Annotated in this window: 16 protein-coding genes and 1 pseudogene; 7 read left to right on the top strand and 10 right to left on the bottom strand. The window is 57.5% G+C overall.

Translation table 11 applies throughout. The annotated features are described in order from the left end of the window. Window positions 1–13: 13 nt before the first annotated feature. Window positions 14–991, bottom strand: a complete 978-nt coding sequence (locus A7P96_RS09630; RefSeq protein WP_067526666.1) for a pseudouridine synthase — start codon at window positions 989–991, stop codon at window positions 14–16. A 586-nt stretch (window positions 992–1,577) separates the two neighbouring features. Continuing rightward, entirely contained in the window at window positions 1,578–2,873 is a 1,296-nt protein-coding gene (locus A7P96_RS09625) for a DEAD/DEAH box helicase (protein WP_067526664.1), read from the bottom strand. A 598-nt stretch (window positions 2,874–3,471) separates the two neighbouring features. On the opposite strand from A7P96_RS09625, the gene A7P96_RS09615 reads away from it, so the two are divergent. Further along, on the top strand, window positions 3,472–4,416 hold the full coding sequence (locus A7P96_RS09615; protein WP_067526660.1) for a class I SAM-dependent methyltransferase: 945 nt from the start codon (window positions 3,472–3,474) through the stop codon (window positions 4,414–4,416). A 163-nt stretch (window positions 4,417–4,579) separates the two neighbouring features. Further along, window positions 4,580–5,146 carry a hypothetical protein gene (locus tag A7P96_RS09610; RefSeq protein ID WP_067526658.1) on the top strand — a complete coding sequence of 189 codons (567 nt, stop codon included), beginning with the start codon at window positions 4,580–4,582 and terminating at the stop codon, window positions 5,144–5,146. 67 nt (window positions 5,147–5,213) lie between these two features. Here A7P96_RS09610 and cyaY read toward each other — a convergent pair whose 3' ends face one another. Next, a complete protein-coding gene (cyaY, locus tag A7P96_RS09605) occupies window positions 5,214–5,537 on the bottom strand; it encodes an iron donor protein CyaY (protein ID WP_231863676.1) in 324 nt (107 codons plus the stop codon). Window positions 5,538–5,619: 82 nt separating this feature from the next. Here cyaY and A7P96_RS09600 point away from each other — a divergent pair, with 82 nt between their 5' ends. Beyond that, window positions 5,620–5,805: a lipoprotein gene (locus A7P96_RS09600; RefSeq protein ID WP_197476474.1), complete on the top strand. Its 186-nt coding sequence runs from the start codon at window positions 5,620–5,622 to the stop codon at window positions 5,803–5,805. Window positions 5,806–5,831: 26 nt separating this feature from the next. Here A7P96_RS09600 and A7P96_RS09595 read toward each other — a convergent pair whose 3' ends face one another. Further along, entirely contained in the window at window positions 5,832–7,073 is a 1,242-nt protein-coding gene (locus tag A7P96_RS09595) for a multifunctional CCA addition/repair protein (protein ID WP_067526654.1), read from the bottom strand. Between the two features lie 172 nt (window positions 7,074–7,245). Between A7P96_RS09595 and A7P96_RS09590 the strand changes: the two genes are divergently transcribed. Beyond that, window positions 7,246–7,875 carry a VCBS repeat-containing protein gene (locus A7P96_RS09590; RefSeq protein ID WP_067526652.1) on the top strand — a complete coding sequence of 210 codons (630 nt, stop codon included), beginning with the start codon at window positions 7,246–7,248 and terminating at the stop codon, window positions 7,873–7,875. 302 nt (window positions 7,876–8,177) lie between these two features. On the opposite strand, the gene A7P96_RS09585 is transcribed toward A7P96_RS09590, so the two are convergent. Beyond that, window positions 8,178–8,774: a phosphatase PAP2 family protein gene (locus A7P96_RS09585; RefSeq protein ID WP_067526650.1), complete on the bottom strand. Its 597-nt coding sequence runs from the start codon at window positions 8,772–8,774 to the stop codon at window positions 8,178–8,180. A gap of 79 nt (window positions 8,775–8,853) precedes the next feature. Between A7P96_RS09585 and gloB the strand changes: the two genes are divergently transcribed. Then, complete coding sequence (gene gloB, locus A7P96_RS09580; protein WP_067526648.1) at window positions 8,854–9,606, top strand: hydroxyacylglutathione hydrolase; 753 nt, start codon at window positions 8,854–8,856, stop codon at window positions 9,604–9,606. 120 nt (window positions 9,607–9,726) lie between these two features. Here the strand turns inward: gloB and A7P96_RS09575 are convergent, their stop codons facing one another. The 3 genes from A7P96_RS09575 to A7P96_RS09565 form a co-directional block, all read right to left on the bottom strand. Further along, complete coding sequence (locus A7P96_RS09575) at window positions 9,727–10,380, bottom strand: DUF6796 family protein (RefSeq protein ID WP_067526646.1); 654 nt, start codon at window positions 10,378–10,380, stop codon at window positions 9,727–9,729. 212 nt (window positions 10,381–10,592) lie between these two features. Further along, on the bottom strand, window positions 10,593–11,528 hold the full coding sequence (locus A7P96_RS09570; protein ID WP_067526644.1) for a dihydroorotate oxidase: 936 nt from the start codon (window positions 11,526–11,528) through the stop codon (window positions 10,593–10,595). A gap of 353 nt (window positions 11,529–11,881) precedes the next feature. After that, complete coding sequence (locus tag A7P96_RS09565) at window positions 11,882–12,430, bottom strand: carboxymuconolactone decarboxylase family protein (RefSeq protein ID WP_067526642.1); 549 nt, start codon at window positions 12,428–12,430, stop codon at window positions 11,882–11,884. Between the two features lie 215 nt (window positions 12,431–12,645). On the opposite strand from A7P96_RS09565, the pseudogene A7P96_RS10880 reads away from it, so the two are divergent. Then, window positions 12,646–12,755: pseudogene (locus A7P96_RS10880) on the top strand (IS5/IS1182 family transposase); the annotation flags it as partial. Between the two features lie 103 nt (window positions 12,756–12,858). Here the strand turns inward: A7P96_RS10880 and A7P96_RS09560 are convergent. Both A7P96_RS09560 and rpe read right to left on the bottom strand, forming a co-directional pair. Further along, entirely contained in the window at window positions 12,859–14,571 is a 1,713-nt protein-coding gene (locus A7P96_RS09560; RefSeq protein ID WP_067526640.1) for a proline--tRNA ligase, read from the bottom strand. A gap of 262 nt (window positions 14,572–14,833) precedes the next feature. Then, window positions 14,834–15,517 (bottom strand): ribulose-phosphate 3-epimerase, encoded by a 684-nt coding sequence (gene rpe, locus A7P96_RS09555; RefSeq protein WP_067526638.1) that lies wholly within the window; start codon window positions 15,515–15,517, stop codon window positions 14,834–14,836. Between the two features lie 183 nt (window positions 15,518–15,700). On the opposite strand from rpe, the gene A7P96_RS09550 reads away from it, so the two are divergent. Continuing rightward, on the top strand, window positions 15,701–16,108 hold the full coding sequence (locus tag A7P96_RS09550; protein WP_067526636.1) for a Spy/CpxP family protein refolding chaperone: 408 nt from the start codon (window positions 15,701–15,703) through the stop codon (window positions 16,106–16,108). The last annotated feature ends 25 nt before the right edge of the window (window positions 16,109–16,133 follow it).

The following is a 16,133-nucleotide window of genomic DNA, read 5'->3' as shown; positions in this document are numbered from 1 at the left end:
TGGCAGCATACCGTCAGCCAGGCCGGCGACGGCTATCCGGCAGCGGCAAATCCGCCCACTTCATCACTGAGGCCACTTCCGCCGCGTTCAGCTCATAAAACTGCCCGCGCTTCAATCGGTTGGGCAAACCAATCGGCCCGAAGCCGGTTCGCACCAGGCGGCTCACCGTAAGGCCGAAATGCTCGAAAATGCGGCGCACTTCGCGGTTGCGCCCCTCTTTGAGCACCACATTATACCATTTGTTCGCGCCTTCCCCGCCCTGGCTGTGGATGCGTTCCACCCGCGCCAGGCCGTCTTCCAGCATCACGCCCTCGCTGGTGAGCAGGCGCATCTCGTCCATGCCCAGCTCGCCCAACACGCGCACCGCATACTCGCGCTCCACTTCGAAGCTCGGGTGGGCAAAGCGGTTAGCCAGCTCGCCGGAAGTGGTAAGAATCAGCAGGCCGCTGGTATTGATGTCCAAGCGGCCGATGGCCACCCAACGGCTGCTTGCTGCCTGCGGCAGGCGGTCGAAAATGCTCACGCGCCCCTGCGGGTCGTCGCGCGACACAATCTCGCCTTCCTGCTTGTAATACAAAATGATACGCGGCAATCGATCCAGCCATTTCAGCTTGATCACGCTGCCTTTCACCAACACCTGGTCTTCCGGCCGCACCTTATCGCCCAGCTGCGCCACCTTGCCGTTCACCGTTACCCAACCGTTCTGAATCCATTCCTCCATCTCGCGGCGCGAACCCACGCCCGAAGCGGCCAGTGCCTTTTGTAGGCGCACCGGCTCGATGCCGCTCAAATCGGAACGCTGTTCCTGCAAACGGCGCACTTGGCTCTGCACTTTTTGGTTAGCCGGGCGCACCGCCAGCTTCTTTGCCCGTGCCACGCGGGTTTTCGGCGCTTTCTCAGCTTCGGGCCGCTGCTGGCGCTTAGGGCTACCTGAAGCTTTTTCATCGGCACGGCGCGGATTATGTTTATTAGAGTTTCGTTGGTTTTTCATACGGTTACACTCCTAACTCGTGATATTCATCAACGGTTCTTCTGCGGCAATAAGCGGCAGGGTTGGGGAAAATGATGGAACAGGCTACCTGAAAACGAAGCCTCAATGAAGTTAAAACAATAGGACTACTGTAAAGCAGACATCAGCAACGCCATCTGTTTTCAGGTAGCCCAAACGGTATCGCCGTTCAAAATAGAAATCAGGCCATCCCGTGAAACGAGATGTTTGAGCCGCAGTTTACGTTTACGGCACAATGTGCCGTAGATTGGCTGTTTTGCAATCTGCTCGGAAAGCGGTATTTTTGGGTTTGGCTTTAGGCGTCTCCCCGACACAGTGTTCATGCACAGGGAAGCGTTCTCGCTACACTCCAACAGCCAATCATCTTACTTTAAGCCGGGCAAACAAGCCAATCGTTCGAGCAAACTAAGGGCTACCTGAAAACAATCCGGCAATTTCGTGCCGCTTCCCAATTTTCAGGTAGCCTTTATTCTTTACGGCCCGCTGCTACTGAGCCGGCCATAGCTCAAACACTTATTTTCCCCTGCTGCGTCGCTTCGCCTACCAGGGGGAAAATGGTTCAACCATATCAGGCGCGGCGGCCTTGAGCGGCCGGTTTGCGGGCTTTACCGCGCGGGTTGCCAGCGGGGCGGCCGAAGGGTTTGCCGCTGCCGCTGGGCTTGCGGCCGCCTTTTTGTTTCCAGCCGCCGCCTTTGGCTTTGCGCGGGGCTTTGCTGCGCTTGCGGGTGGGCTCCATGCCTTCGATGGTGAACTCGGGCAGCTTGCGACCGAGGTATTTTTCGATTTTGTGCACCGCCATATATTCGTTCACTTCCGCGAAAGTGAGGGCGAGGCCGTGGCGGCCGGCGCGGCCGGTACGGCCGATGCGGTGCACGTAGTCTTCGGCCTGTTTGGGCAGGTCGTAGTTGATCACGTGGGTGATGCTGGGCACGTCGATGCCGCGCGCGGCCACATCGGTGGCCACCAACACTTTGATACGCCCTTTGCGCAAATCCATCAGCGTGCGGTTGCGCCAGTTTTGCGGCATGTCGCCGTGCAGGCAGTTGGCGGCGAAGCCTTTTTCGTAGAGTTCGTCGGCCAGCTGTTCGCTCATGGCTTTGGTACTGGTGAAGATGATGCACTGGTCGATATTGGCATCGCGCAAAATATGGTCGAGCAGGCGGTTTTTGTGGTTTTTATCGTCGCAGTAAAAGAGCTGCTCGTCGATTTTGCCTTGGTTGTCTTCTCGTTCGATTTCAATCACTTCGGGATTTTTGGTGAGCCGGCGGGCGAGTTTGCCCACGGCACCGTCCCAAGTGGCAGAAAAGAGCAGGGTTTGGCGACTTTCGGGCGTAGCGGCCACGATGATTTCGATGTCGTCGATAAAGCCCATATCTAGCATGCGGTCGGCTTCGTCGAGCACCAGCACTTCGAGGCGGTCGAAATCGATGCGGCCGCTGCGCATGTGGTCCATCAGGCGGCCGGGCGTGGCCACCACCAAATCAATCGGCTTGGCCAGCGCTTTGATTTGAAAACCGAAAGACGAGCCGCCCACCAGGGTAACGGTGCGCAGCCATTTCATGTTTTGGGCGTAGATTTTGGCGTTTTTTTCCACCTGCGCCGCCAGCTCGCGCGTGGGCGTGAGCACGAGGATGCGCGGGCCTTTGCCGGGCTTGTCGCTGCGGCGGGTGATGCGCTGCAGGCTGGGCAGCAGAAAAGCGGCGGTTTTGCCGGAGCCGGTTTGCGCCGAAGCCATGATGTCGCGGCCTTCAATGGCAGCAGGCAGGGCTTGGGTTTGGATGGGGGTGGGCTCGATGTAGCCCGCGGAACGCAGGGCGGCGAGCAGGTTTTTATCGTGCAGCAGGTCGCTGAATTGGATGGTCATGTGTTTCCAAAAAAGACAACAATACTTTCCGCCCGCACAAAACGGGCAGCCGCGAAGCAAAAGGATGCGCTAACAGAAAGAGGCGTGATTCCTTCGCTTTCCATACTAGGGCAGGCCGCAAACGGTACAGGCAGTACGGCAAAACGGGCTCATGCAGCAAAGAAAACGAGGGCAGCCGCTGGAGGTTACGCAAAAGATTGTCGCAAGCAAAGCGCTTGGAGTGGCATCGGCGACAACCTGCGAAGCAGAGAAGGATTGCACGCAAAATGCGGCAAACAGACGCAGCTGTAAAACTGCGGGGGCTGAAGACGATGGCTTCGAACAAAAAAAGAGGCGGCATATTAGGCGTTTGCTTGGAATCGGTCAAGCAAAATCTTTGGATTGACACCTATAGTGAATTAACAAAAATCAGGACAAGGCGGCGAGCCGCAGACAGTACACACGTTACGGCAAGGCAAGCCAACGCTGTACTGTTTTTTGTTAATTCACTATATCTACCGAAAAGGCTACCTGAAAGCCACAGTTACCCGTTTGGAGCGACGGGGCAATTAACCGTAAAATAGCCGCACTCCTTTTCCACTTTTCAGGTAGCCCTCACATGAGTGAAATCACCGCCTTTGCCAACCGGCTGGGCAAAAACGCCAAGCACCTCATCAAATGGGCGCGCCGGCAAAACATCGAAGCCTGGCGGCTCTACGACCGCGACATCCCGCAATACCCCTTCGCCATCGACATCTACGGCAACCACGTCCACCTGCAGGAATACGACACCGGCTGGATCATGCAGCATGCCGAATACGAAGCCTGGCTGGCCGAAGTGGTGGAAGCCGTACAATTCATCACCGGCTTTCCCGCCGAACACATCCACCTCAAACAGCGCAGCCGCCAGCGCGGCAGCAGCCAATACGAAAAAACCGGCCGCAGCGGCGAAGATTTTATCGTGCACGAAAACGGTCGCGCCTTCTGGGTAAACCTCGACAAATACCTCGACACCGGCCTCTTCCTCGACCACCGCAACACCCGCGCCCTCGTGGGCAGCGAAGCCCGAGGCAAACGCTTCCTCAACCTCTTCTCCTACACCGGCAGCTTCAGCGTATATGCCGCCACCGGCGGCGCTGTTAGCAGCGAAACCGTCGATTTGTCCAACACCTATCTCGATTGGGCACGGCGCAACTTCGAGCTCAACCGCATCAATCCCGAGCAGCACCGCATCATCCGCGCCGACGTCTTCCAATACCTGCAAAACGCCGCCGCCGAAGGCAAACGCTTCGACCTCATCGTGATGGACCCGCCCAGCTTTTCCAACAGCAAAAAAATGCTCGACATTCTCGACATCCAGCGCGACCACCCCCGCCTCATCCGCGAAGCCATGCACCTGCTCGAGCCCGGCGGCACGCTTTATTTTTCCAACAACCTGCGCAGCTTCGAGCTCGAACCCGCCGTGGCCGAACGCCATGCCGTGGTCGAAATCAGCCGCCAATCCGTGCCCGAAGATTTCCGCAACCGCAAAATCCACCGCTGCTGGACAATCAAACACCGCTAAAGCAAAGGCTACCTGAAAACATCCAAACCGTTTTCAGGTAGCCTTTTATCGTGGATTAAAATAAGAATGCTACCGCGTTGGCTCGCCTTGCCGTATTGCTCATACTGTCTGCGGCTCGCCGCCTTGCCCCGTTTTTATTTTAATTCACTATATTAGCCGCCCCATGAACCGACCAGCCATCGATCGTGCAGCCGCCATCCTATTCGCTCTGCTCAGCGCCGCCTTGATTGCCGCTTTTTTTGCCGACAGCCGTTTTTTCCATTGGGCATTCGCCCGGCATCATAACCCCCTGAGCTGGTACCTCCGCCCGCTGTTCCTCATCCCCTTCTGCCTCGCAGCCTACCGCCGCAGCCACGCCGGTATTTGGGCTACCTTGTTGCTGCTGCTCAGCAGTATGTTTTGGTTTCCCCCGCCCGACTATCCAAACGAACGCATCCGGCAGTTTTTGTCCATGGAGCAAGACTTCCTGCTCGGCGGCTGGAATACGGCCAAAGTCTTGGCATCGGGCATGGTTGTTCTGAGCCTGACGCTGATTGCCGCCGCCTTCTGGCAGCGCAAACCGCGCCTCGGGCTGTTCTGCCTAGCCGCAGCTGCCGCAGGCAAAATCCTGTGGAGCATCCGTTACGGCCAGGCTGCGGGCTACGCCGTTATCCTGCCCGCAGCCTTCGGCCTGCTGCTCTGTGCCATCGTTATCGGCATGGTATTGCATAAAATCAAGCGGCGGCCTTAATGAGTAAAGGCTACCTGAAAATCTACAATCGATTTTCAGGTAGCCTTTACCAAGCGTCCGGCCCAAACTACAGCGGCTCAATCTCCACCGTTTCGCCCGCCGCCTCGCCCAACACTTCGTTCAGCATGGCGAAAAAGCTACTGCCGTCGCGGGTGGAGCGCCATTCGCCATCGCGCAGGGCGAAGTGGTAGCCGCCGCTTTTGGCGGCAATCCACAGCTCCTGGTTCGGCGTGTGGCGGTTTACGATAATCTGCGTGCCGTTATCGGCCTCGATGGTGAGCACATTGCCGTTGTGTTCGCAGTCGAAATCGGCGCCGCACTGGTCGAGCTGGTCTTCGATGTGGGCAAACAACTGGTCGGAATAGCGCAAAAATTCGGTTTCGTTCATGATGGTTTGTGCACGGCGGCTTTTTTGTTTAAGATGCGCCATCTTGCCACAGCCGCCTGTTTCAGGCAATTTCGAGTTGATGATGATGCGAACCCTGCCCCCCGCCCTTGCCGCCGCCCTGCTTTTGAGCGCCTGCGGCTATAAAGGCGACCTCTACCTGCCCAAAGAAAGCGACCGCGCCCGCTTCGCCCCCGTGCAAACCGGCCTGCAATTCAGCCCCATCGCGCCGATGCCCGATGTTCAGCCGCAACCGCTGCCTGCCGATAAATAACAGCAAAACGCTTCGGCCATACTTTTTCAGGTAGCCCTCTCCTGCTCCCGCCGATACACCTCCTGCAAGGGTTTAATCCGCGCCAGCCTGTCGGCGGCGATGGCTTCGGCGATGCGTTGCGGTTGCTCGGCGTGGGCGGCGGCGATGGCGGCGGTGTCGGTTTGCTGCGCGGCGGCGAGCAGGGCGAGCCAGTGTTCGCGCTGCGGGTAGGCGGCGTGTTCGAAGCCGAGGCGGCCTTGCGCGTCGGCGCGGCACACGTTGAGCATGGCGGCGAAGCGTTCGGGGCGGCGGTAGGCATCGGTTTGCTGCAAAATTTTGGCGGCGGTTTGCGGGCGCAATTCTGCCGCTTTATGCAGCCGCCCGTGCCAGCGGCACACTTGCAAGGCTAAGTCGGCGCAGGCTTTGGGCACTTTCCAGCGCTGATTAACGGCCTGCACCAGCGGCACGCCGGCTTCCTCGTGGCCGTGGTGTGCGGGCAGGATTTCGGGCGGGGTGGCGGCTTTGCCCAAATCGTGCAGCAGCGCGGCGTAGCGTTCAGGCAGGCTCAGGCCGGCATCGGCGGCGCTTTGCAGGGTAAGCAGGGTGTGGATGCCGCAGTCGATTTCGGGGTGGTAGTCTGCGCGCTGCGGCACGCCGAACAAGGCTTCCACTTCGGGCAGCAGCACAGCGAGCGCGCCGCATTGGCGCAGCACGTCAATCATGCGCCCCGGCCGCGCTTCCATCAGCCCGCGCGCAAACTCCTGCCACACGCGCTCGGCCACCAGCGCATCGGCTTCGCCGTTTTGCACCATATCCACCATCAGGCGCAGGGTTTCGGGGGCTACCTGAAAACCGTAGCGGGCGACAAACCGCGCGGTGCGCAAAATCCGCACCGGATCTTCAGCGAAGGCGGGGGAAACGTGGCGCAATATGCCCGCGGCCAAATCGGCCTGCCCGCCGAAAGGGTCGATAATCTGCCCGGCTGCATCCTGCGCCATGGCGTTGATGGTGAGGTCGCGCCGTTGCAGGTCTTGCTCCAGGGTAACGTCCGGCTCGGTGTGGAAAGTGAAGCCGGCATAGCCGCGCCCGGTTTTGCGCTCGGTGCGCGCCAGGGCGTATTCCTCATGCGTTTCGGGGTGCAGGAACACCGGAAAATCCTTACCCACCGGCTGATAGCCCGCCGCAAGCATGGCCGGCGCATCGGCGCCCACCACCACCCAATCGCGGTCTTTCACTTCCCGCCCCAACAAGGCATCGCGCACCGCGCCGCCCACCAGATAAATCTCCATCTGCCCTTTTCCTGTTTGCAGTTCGTCCAAACCGAATCATGCCCGATTTGCCCCGTTTTGCCAAAACCGCTGGTTAAGGCTACCTGAAACCATATCTACCGAAACCAAACCAGCCGCCTGATTTTGCTGCTATAATCTGCCTCAACCCCTTTCCCCACCCTTGGAGATCGCCATGAAACCCACCCTACTGCTCCTGCTTGCCATCCTGCCCTTCACCACCCACGCCCGCAGTCTAACTGTAGATGCGACTAAACTGCCTCCCGGCTGGCAGGCCGAAGTGCAAAGCGACAGCTGCGACAGAGATGGCATGATTTGCATGGGCCCAGCCCAAGTTACCCTGCGCCACGGCAGCTTCTCGCAAAGCTTCCGCAGCGAACAACTCTCTTTCCACAACAATGGATTGTGGCCAAGTGATGTGCAAATGGGTGACTACAACTTCGACGGCAAACTCGACCTGGCCATCCGCAACGGCAATGGTGGCTACTACAGCAGCCCCAGCTACGATATCTACGTGCAGACCCAATCCGGTCGCTTCGTTAAAAGCCGCGAGCTCACCGAGCTCGCCTCCGACTACATGGGTATGTTCCGCGTGGATGCCGCCCGCCACACCCTGACCACCGCTGCCCGCGACGGCTGCTGCTTCCACGCCGAAGAAACCTGGCAGATTATCCCTGGTCGCGCTCCGCGTAAAATCGCCGTCACCACATGGGATAGCCGACAAGCCAACGGCGCTTACATCGAAATCACCACCAAACGGCTCGTGAACGGCCGCTGGCGGCAAAGCGTACGCCGCGAGCGCTGATATCCGCGCCAATTTTTCAGGTAGCCTCTATCCAGCCTAACAGGCTGAAAACCATGCCCTGTTGTTTAATGGCAGATTGCCTGCCCGCCTTTGCTTAAGATTGAGACTTAGCCCGTGCAATCCATTGAAAACAGAGCGAGTATAAACCCACCCTGCGCCAAATGCATATTGTTTGGTAAAGACTTCAGGCTACCTGGAAACTTGAACAGCCCGACACTTCAAACGGCGGCATAACAACGCCGCCTCCTAGTTGACCCTCGCAGTAAAAAAGGCTACCTGGGACTTTCAGGTAGCCTTCTCATTTATCCCAACATCAGCCAACCATACAGCTTAAACACCAGCCAGCCTAAAAACGCGCCGGCGGGCAAATCTATCAGATAGTGCTGCTTGGTAAACATACAGGAAAGCGCGATCAACACCGGAAAGGCAAACGCCACCGCGCCCATGCTCGGGTAGGCATACATGGCCGTGAGCATCGCCACCGAAACGTGCATGCTCGGGAAGCAGTTGGTGGATTGGTCGAACTTCTGCACAAACAGCAAAAACTTCTCCGAAACCGTTTTGCCCGTGTTCACACTGCGCCAGTGCGGCGGCGTGGACACCGGCCACAGCCAGAAAAACAGCATCTGCACAAACAGCAAAATCAAAAAGCTAAACGCCGTCATCACAAACTGGCGCGAATCCGCCATCAGCCAGTTTAAATACAAAATCGCCGGATAATACAAAAAGCTATACACCCACGACCACCAAGCCACAAACGGAATCTTCTCATCCAGCGGCGAATGCAGCACCTGCGCCGGCCGCAGCGGGTGGCGCTGGGTGAAAAAATAAAACTGATACGCCCCCACAATCAAAATCCCGCTCAACACCAAATTCACTACATAATCCACAGCAGTCATCTGCCGCTCCCTTATCGTGTAAAATGCTGTGAAGGCTAGCAATCGGCCACCCTTTTGTCAATTTATTAACATCGCCATCATGTTCAAAATCACTCCTATCCAAGCCCTTGCCGACAACTACATCTGGCTGCCCCAACAAGGCAACGAAGCCGTCTGCATCGACCCCGGCGACGCCGCCCCCGTAGCAGACTACCTGAAAGCCCACGGCTTGGTGCTGCGCCAAATCTGGATTACCCACCACCACGCCGACCACACCGCCGGCCTACCCGAGCTCATCCGCCAGTTCCCCGACTGCCGCGTTTACGCCAACCGCGACATCCCCCACGCCACTCACACCGTAGGCGAAGGCAGCCGCTGGCCGCTCTGGCAAAGCCAAGTGGAAGTTTGGCACACCCCCGGCCATACCCAAACCCACCTCAGCTACCTGCTGCAAGCGGGCGGGCAAGCCCATATCTTCTGCGGCGACACCCTCTTTTCCGCCGGCTGCGGCCGCGTTTTCGACGGCACCCCCGCCCAACTCTTCGCCTCCCTGCAACGCATCAACAGGCTACCTGAAAACACCCTGCTCTACCCGGCCCACGAATACACCGCCGCCAACCTGCGCTTCGCCGCACACATCGAGCCGCACAACCCCGAAATCACCCGCAGCCTGGCCGCCGCCGTGCACACGCCCACCCTGCCCACATCCCTCGCCCACGAGCGGCAAATCAACCCCTTCCTGCGCACCGCCGATTTTCAGGTAGCCGCACGCACCGCCGAACTCAGCAGCCAAAACCTGCACGGCGAAGAACAAGTCTTCACCGCCCTACGCGAATTGAAAAATCATTTCTAAACCCTGCGGCAGCTTGGCTGCGGAGATAAAAAGGCTACCTGAAAGTACCGCGCAGCGTAGTTTCTGCGCAACTAAATATTTCAGGTAGCCTTTTGGCGGCAATCTTTGTATCGTAGCCACTTATTTGTTCGTTTGCCCGTATCGCAGCAAATACAGCAGATAAACGGTAAACAGCAAAGCCATCCAGAAAGACGGGATGAGCACGGGATACAGCGTTCCGGCGGCAGACGGATAAACAACTCTGAGCATTCTGCCCAACAGCACGCCCGTCAGCGGGCTGAGCAGGGCGAAAGCTCGCGGAAACACGGTTTTCCCAGCCGCCACCACGGCAAACAGCCACACGCTGACCACCAGCACGCCAATCAGAAATACCGCGCCGAAAATATTTTTAAACGACTGGTATTCCGCCAGCAAAGCACCCACCGCCTCACGTTCCGCGCCCGACAGCGTGGCATGGTACGCAGCAGCGCGGGCGAAATAAAAATAGCTGCTGTGCATATAAATGCACACCGTACTAAACAGAAACACCAGCATCAGGCATAACCAGGGCTGCCGCAAACCCCTATTGAGCACATACACGCCACCCGATACAAACGGAAAAAGGAACAGGGCAAATGTAGCCACTTCCACACGCCACGGCGGGAGACACGCCATATTCTGCCAGAAACCGTCATCGAACATGGTGCGGATGTCGATGGCCAGATCCGCCAGCCACACCAGCCAAAGCGCGATAATGGAGGCATAAGCGATGAGTTTTATCTGTTTCTCGTGCATGATTACTCTCCTTAAAGCAGTGTTGGTAGTGCCCATTTTACGCCTGATAACAAGAACATGGATGATTTTCTTTCTCAATTTATAGCAAACTGGATTGCCATATAAATCAGGATAATCCCATAACGCAGGCAAACAGCACCAATCCTATCCGATTTAAAAAGGCTACCTGAAATTTTTCAGGTAGCCTTTATTGTTTGATACGCCGATTTCGGTTAGCCCAAATATTTCAATTTGCCGCGGAAATCGTCCAGCGTTTCATAGCCTTTTTCGGCCATGATGGCTTTCAGCTCTTCAGTGATGCGGGTGAAGGCAGGCACTCCTTCTTTATGCAGGGTGGTGCCCACTTGCACCATGCTGGCGCCGCACAGGATGTGTTCGAAAGCATCGCGGCCGGTGAGCACGCCGCCGGTGCCGATGATTTGAATGGAGGGGTTGAGCCGCTGGTAGAAAGCGTGCACATTGGCCAGCGCCGTGGGTTTGATGTATTCGCCGCCGATGCCGCCGAAGCCGTTTTTGGGGCGGATGATCACGGTTTCGTCTTCCACATACAGGCCGTTACCAATGGAATTGACGCAGTTCACAAATTTGAGCGGGAATTTGTTGAAGATGGCGGCGGCTTGGTCGAAGTGGACGATATCAAAATAGGGCGGCAGCTTGATGCCCAGCGGTTTGCTGAAATAAGCAAAGGCATCGCCGAGGATTTTTTCCGTGGTTTCAAAATCGTAGGCAATCTGTGGCTTGCCCGGCACATTAGGGCAGGAAAGGTTGAGCTCGGTGAGGCCGCTAAAGCCGCTCTCTTCCACTTTGTGCAGGAGGGTGTGGGTTTCGCTGGGCGACATGCCCACTAGGGAGAGGAAGAAGGTGCGGTTCGGCTCGCGGTTTTGCAGGTCGAGCAGGTAGTCGAGGTAGTAATCGATGCCGTGGTTGGGCAGACCCATGGAGTTGATGCTGCCCAGCGGCACGTTGCGGTAGCGCGGCTCGGGGTTGCCGGCGCGCGGCTCAAGGGTGGCGGTTTTGGTAACAAAGCTGCCGGCGGCGGAGTTTTTCACTTCTTCCAATTCGGCAATGCTCATGCAGGCCACGCCGGCGGCGTTCATGAGGCAGTTGTCAAACGAGAAACCGGCAATCTGGGTTTGGGTGCTGGGCATGGGTGGCTCCTGGGTTGATGGTTGAACGGCAGCATTGTACACCGAACGGGAACAGGCCGCTTGCGGCAGAGCAAATGAACGCAGCGGGCCGCCCCACAGATTTTCAGGTAGCCTGCAACGGCACAGGCTACCTGAAAATCTCAAAGGCTTGAACCTATAGTGGATTAACAAAAATCAGGACAAGGCGACGAAGCCGCAGACAGTACAGATAGTACGGCAAGGCGAGGCAACGCCGTACTGGTTTTTGTTAATCCACTATACCCTGTCGGCAAAGCTCTGCCGCCCCATAACCAAAGGCTACCTGAAATTTCAGGTAGCCTTTGGTTTCGCTCACCGCAGCAAGCTGCGTGTGTTTAAGCGTAATCGTGCAATTCGGGGTTGATGTCGGTTTGCGCCAGGTTGTTGGTGTAGTTGCACAGGGTGGCCAGTGCCACGCCCATCACCACTTCCACCGATTGCTGTTTACTGTAGCCCGCATCTAAAAAGGCTTGCAGCTCGGCATCGGACACCGCGCCTTTTTTTGCCATCACGGCTTGGGTGAAGGCGGCCAGAGCGGCCAGTTTGGCGTCGTCGAATTCGGCGGGGTTCAGATGGCGCGAGGCTTGGATGGCTTTTTCGGAAAGCAGTTTTTTCAGCGTGGCGATCTTGGTGTGCCCGGCCACGCAGAAGCCGCATTCGTTGGTTTTGGCGGCGATAATCTGCACCACTTCCACCTCGCCCGGGGTGAGGCTGTTGGCGGCGTTGAGCTTGCCCACTTCCTGATAAAACGCCAGGGCTTCAGGCGCATTGGCCAGCACGCCGATGAGGTTGGGGATAAAGCCGTTGGCCTTGAGCGCGGCTTCCACGCGCGGTTTGGCGGCTTCGGGGGCGGTTTCTACTGTGTAAACGGGAAGACGTGCCATGATTGGGTTCCTTTATGTGTGCTTGAAAAAGTGGGATTGTAGCGGAAAGCTGGCTTTCGGCTAAATAACGGTTTGTGCGGATCGATAGAACTCGGAGGCATAAGGGCTACCTGAAAGCCGAACCGATGCTGTATCTGCGTTGACGCTTCGCTTTCAGGTAGCCTTGTTCACGCTTTGCCCGGGCTGAAAATGAACACAGGTGCAGGGGCGCCAACTATAGTGGATTAAATTTAAATCAGGACAAGGCGGCGAGCCGCAGACAGTACAAATAGTACGGCAAGGCGAGCCAACGCTGTACTGGTTTAAATTTAATTCACTATACATGGATAGAGGCAAACCCTGCCTGTGGCAATATAAAAGGCTACCTGAAAACAAACGCAGCTTCTATCCAGCCAAGCTTTTCAGGTAGCCCCTAATCTGGCACAATCTTAAGCCAGCAAACCTTTCAGCTTGGCGGCAATTTCGCCTGCCGCCACCAGCTCGGTTTCGCCGCTGCGCCGTTCGGTGTATTCCACTTTGCCTTCTTTCAGGCCGCGGTCGCCGATGGCGATGCGGTGCGGGATGCCCAACAGTTCGCTGTCGGCCAGCAGCACGCCAGCGCGTTCGTCGCGGTCGTCGAGCAGCACGTCCACTCCGGCGGCGGTGAGTTCGGCGTAAATTTTATCGGCGGCCTCGCGCACGGCTTCGGATTTTTTGTAGTTCATCGGCACGATCACGGCTTGGAACGGCGCCATGGCATTGGTCCAGATGATGCCGCGCCCGTCGTTGTTCTGCTCGATGGCGGCGGCCACGATACGGGTGATGCCGATGCCGTAACAGCCCATTTCCATGATTTGCGATTTGCCGTTGTTGTCCAAGAACGAGGCGTTCAGCGCCGCGGAATATTTGTCGCGCAGCTGGAACACATGGCCGACTTCGATGCCGCGTGCGAGTTTCAGGTAGCCTTTGCCGTCGGGGCTGGGGTCGCCGGCGATCACGTTGCGGATGTCGGCAAATTCGGGCTCGGGGCAGTCGCGGCCGAAGTTGAAGCCGGTGTAGTGGTGGTCGTCTTCGTTGGCGCCGATCACGGTGTCGGCCAGTTTTTCTACGGCGAAGTCGGCATACACTTTGCCTTTGAAGCCCACCGGGCCGAGCGAGCCGCCGTTTGCGCCGAATTTTTCTTTAATGGCTTCGGACGACGCCATGGCCAGCGGGCTTTTCACGCCTGGCAGTTTTTCGGCTTTGATGTCGTTAAATTCGTGGTCGCCGCGCAGCAGCAGCAACACGAGTTCGCCCTCTTCTTCGCCTTCCACCACGATGGATTTGAGCGTGCGTTCAATCGGAATCTGCAAAAATTCCACCAGCGCGGGAATGGTTTTCACGCCGGGGGTGTGCACTTTGGCGAGTTCTTCCTGTGCAGGGGCGCGCTCGCCGCTCTGGCGCAAGGTGGGGGCGAGCTCGATATTGGCGGCGAAATCGGATTCGCTGCTGTAGGCGATGACGTCTTCGCCGCTTTCGGCCAGCACTTGGAATTCGTGCGAGCCGGTGCCGCCGATGCTGCCGGTGTCTGCGGCCACGGGGCGGTAGTCGAGGCCAAGGCGGTCGAACACGCGGCAGTAGGCGTTGTACATGGGCTGGTAGCCGTCGCGCACCAGGGATTCGTAGTCGGCGTGGAAGGAATAGGCGTCTTTCATCACAAATTCGCGCGCGCGCATCACGCCGAAGCGGGGGCGGCGCTCGTCGCGGAATTTGGTTTGGATGTGGTAGAAATTCTTGGGCAGCTGTTTGTAGCTGGTGATTTCTTTGCGCACGATGTCGGTGATCAGCTCTTCGCAAGTGGGGCTGAAGCAGAAGGTGTTGTCGTGGCGGTCGGTGATGCGCAGCAGCTCGTCGCCGTAGAAATCCCAGCGGCCGGATTCTTTCCACAAGTCGGCCGGCTGGATAACGGGCATCAAAAGCTCGATGGCACCGGCGCGGTTCATCTCTTCACGCACCACGGCCTCCACTTTGCGCAGCACGCGCAAGCCCATGGGCATCCAAGTGTAGAGGCCGGAGGCGTTGGCTTTAATCAGCCCGGCGCGCAGCATGAGCTTGTGGCTGGCCAGCGCGGCTTCGGCGGGTGCTTCTTTGAGGGTGGAAATAAAGAACTGGGAGGCTTTCATGGCGGGCTTTCTGCGGGATTAAGAATAAGCGGGGGATTGTATCAATGTTTCAGGCGGGCTGCAGCATGAGGCTACCTGAAAGCTGCGGTTTGGTTTTTCAGGTAGCCTGCAACACGGGCTACCTGAAAAAGCTTGAGCGGAAACACTCAATTTCCCCTGCCCTACTGCCAGCCATACCAAGTATGCCAAGGCGGCTCACGCGGCAGGAAGAAATGAAGTGCTTCCGCTGTATCTGTAAAGTTTCAGGTAGCCTTTTACCGTATCAACCGCCGACCTTTTCCAACTGCCGACGCATTTCGGCAATCACTGAGGCGTAGTCGGGCTGATTGAAAATGGCGGAACCGGCCACGAAGGTGTCGGCACCGGCGGCAGCGATTTCGGCGATGTTGTCGGCCTTGATGCCGCCGTCCACCTCAATCAGGATGCGGCGACCGCTTTCGGCGGCGTAGAGGTTGGTGAGCGAGCGCACCTGTTCGATTTTCTCCAGCGTGTGCGGAATAAATTTCTGCCCACCAAAGCCGGGGTTAACCGACATCAGCAGCACCACATCGAGCTTGTCTAAAACGTGTTCCAACACATACACCGGCGTGGCGGGGTTGAGCACCAGCCCGGCGCGACAGCCGCTATCGCGGATCAGGCTTAAGCTGCGGTCGATATGGCGGCTGGCTTCAGGGTGGAAGGTGATGATGTCGGCACCGGCCTTGGCAAAAGCCTGAATCATTTCATCCACCGGCTCCACCATCAAATGCACATCCAGCGGCACGGTGGCATAAGGTTTGAGCGCGGCGCACACCATCGGCCCGAAAGTGAGGTTGGGCACGTAGTGGTTGTCCATCACATCAAAATGGATCCAGTCGGCCCCGGCGGCAATCACGCGCCGCACTTCTTCGCCCAAACGGGCAAAATCGGCAGATAAAATGCTCGGAGCGATACAGTAGTGGGTCATGTTGGTGCTTTCTTCTATAAATGGGGCTATAATTCATCGCACATCGTGCCAAAAACGTAGTGATTTCCACTACATTGTTGTTTACACAGGTTTACCAAGATTATACCGTGTTTCACGCCGTCATTCGTATACTGGTAGCAATAAATTTACTTGGTTCGATACTGAATCTAAAGAGTTAATTCCATGACTCCTCTCCCCCGCCGCCAAACCCTTTGCCGGATTGTGTTTTCCACCGTCCTGCTCACTGCCGGCAGCCTTGCCTTGGCCGACAGCCCCAACTGCGATATGCGCCAGCTTGCGCTCAGCAGCAGCCAACAGGAGCAGCTGCGCCAAGTGCGCGCCGAATACCGTCAACGGATGGACAACCTCGTGGCACAATCGCGCAACCTGCGCCAATACACCACACAAGCTTCCAATTTGGTGCTCTCCGGCCCGGTGTTCGATGAAAACATGGCACGCCATTATGTGAACGAAAAATACACCCCGCAAATGCAGCGCGAAGTGGAAAGCCTGCGCGCCCAACACGCCCTGCTGCAAATCCTCACGCCGCAGCAGCGGCAGGAATGGCGTCGGCATTGCCTGTATCAATAAAGTGCCCTGCCCTATTGGAAAGGCT

It is taken from the genome of Eikenella sp. NML03-A-027 (assembly GCF_001648395.1).
Classification (GTDB): domain Bacteria; phylum Pseudomonadota; class Gammaproteobacteria; order Burkholderiales; family Neisseriaceae; genus Eikenella; species Eikenella exigua.
Note: the sequence above shows the minus strand (reverse complement) of the source record. Positions and strands in the feature narration are given on the sequence as shown.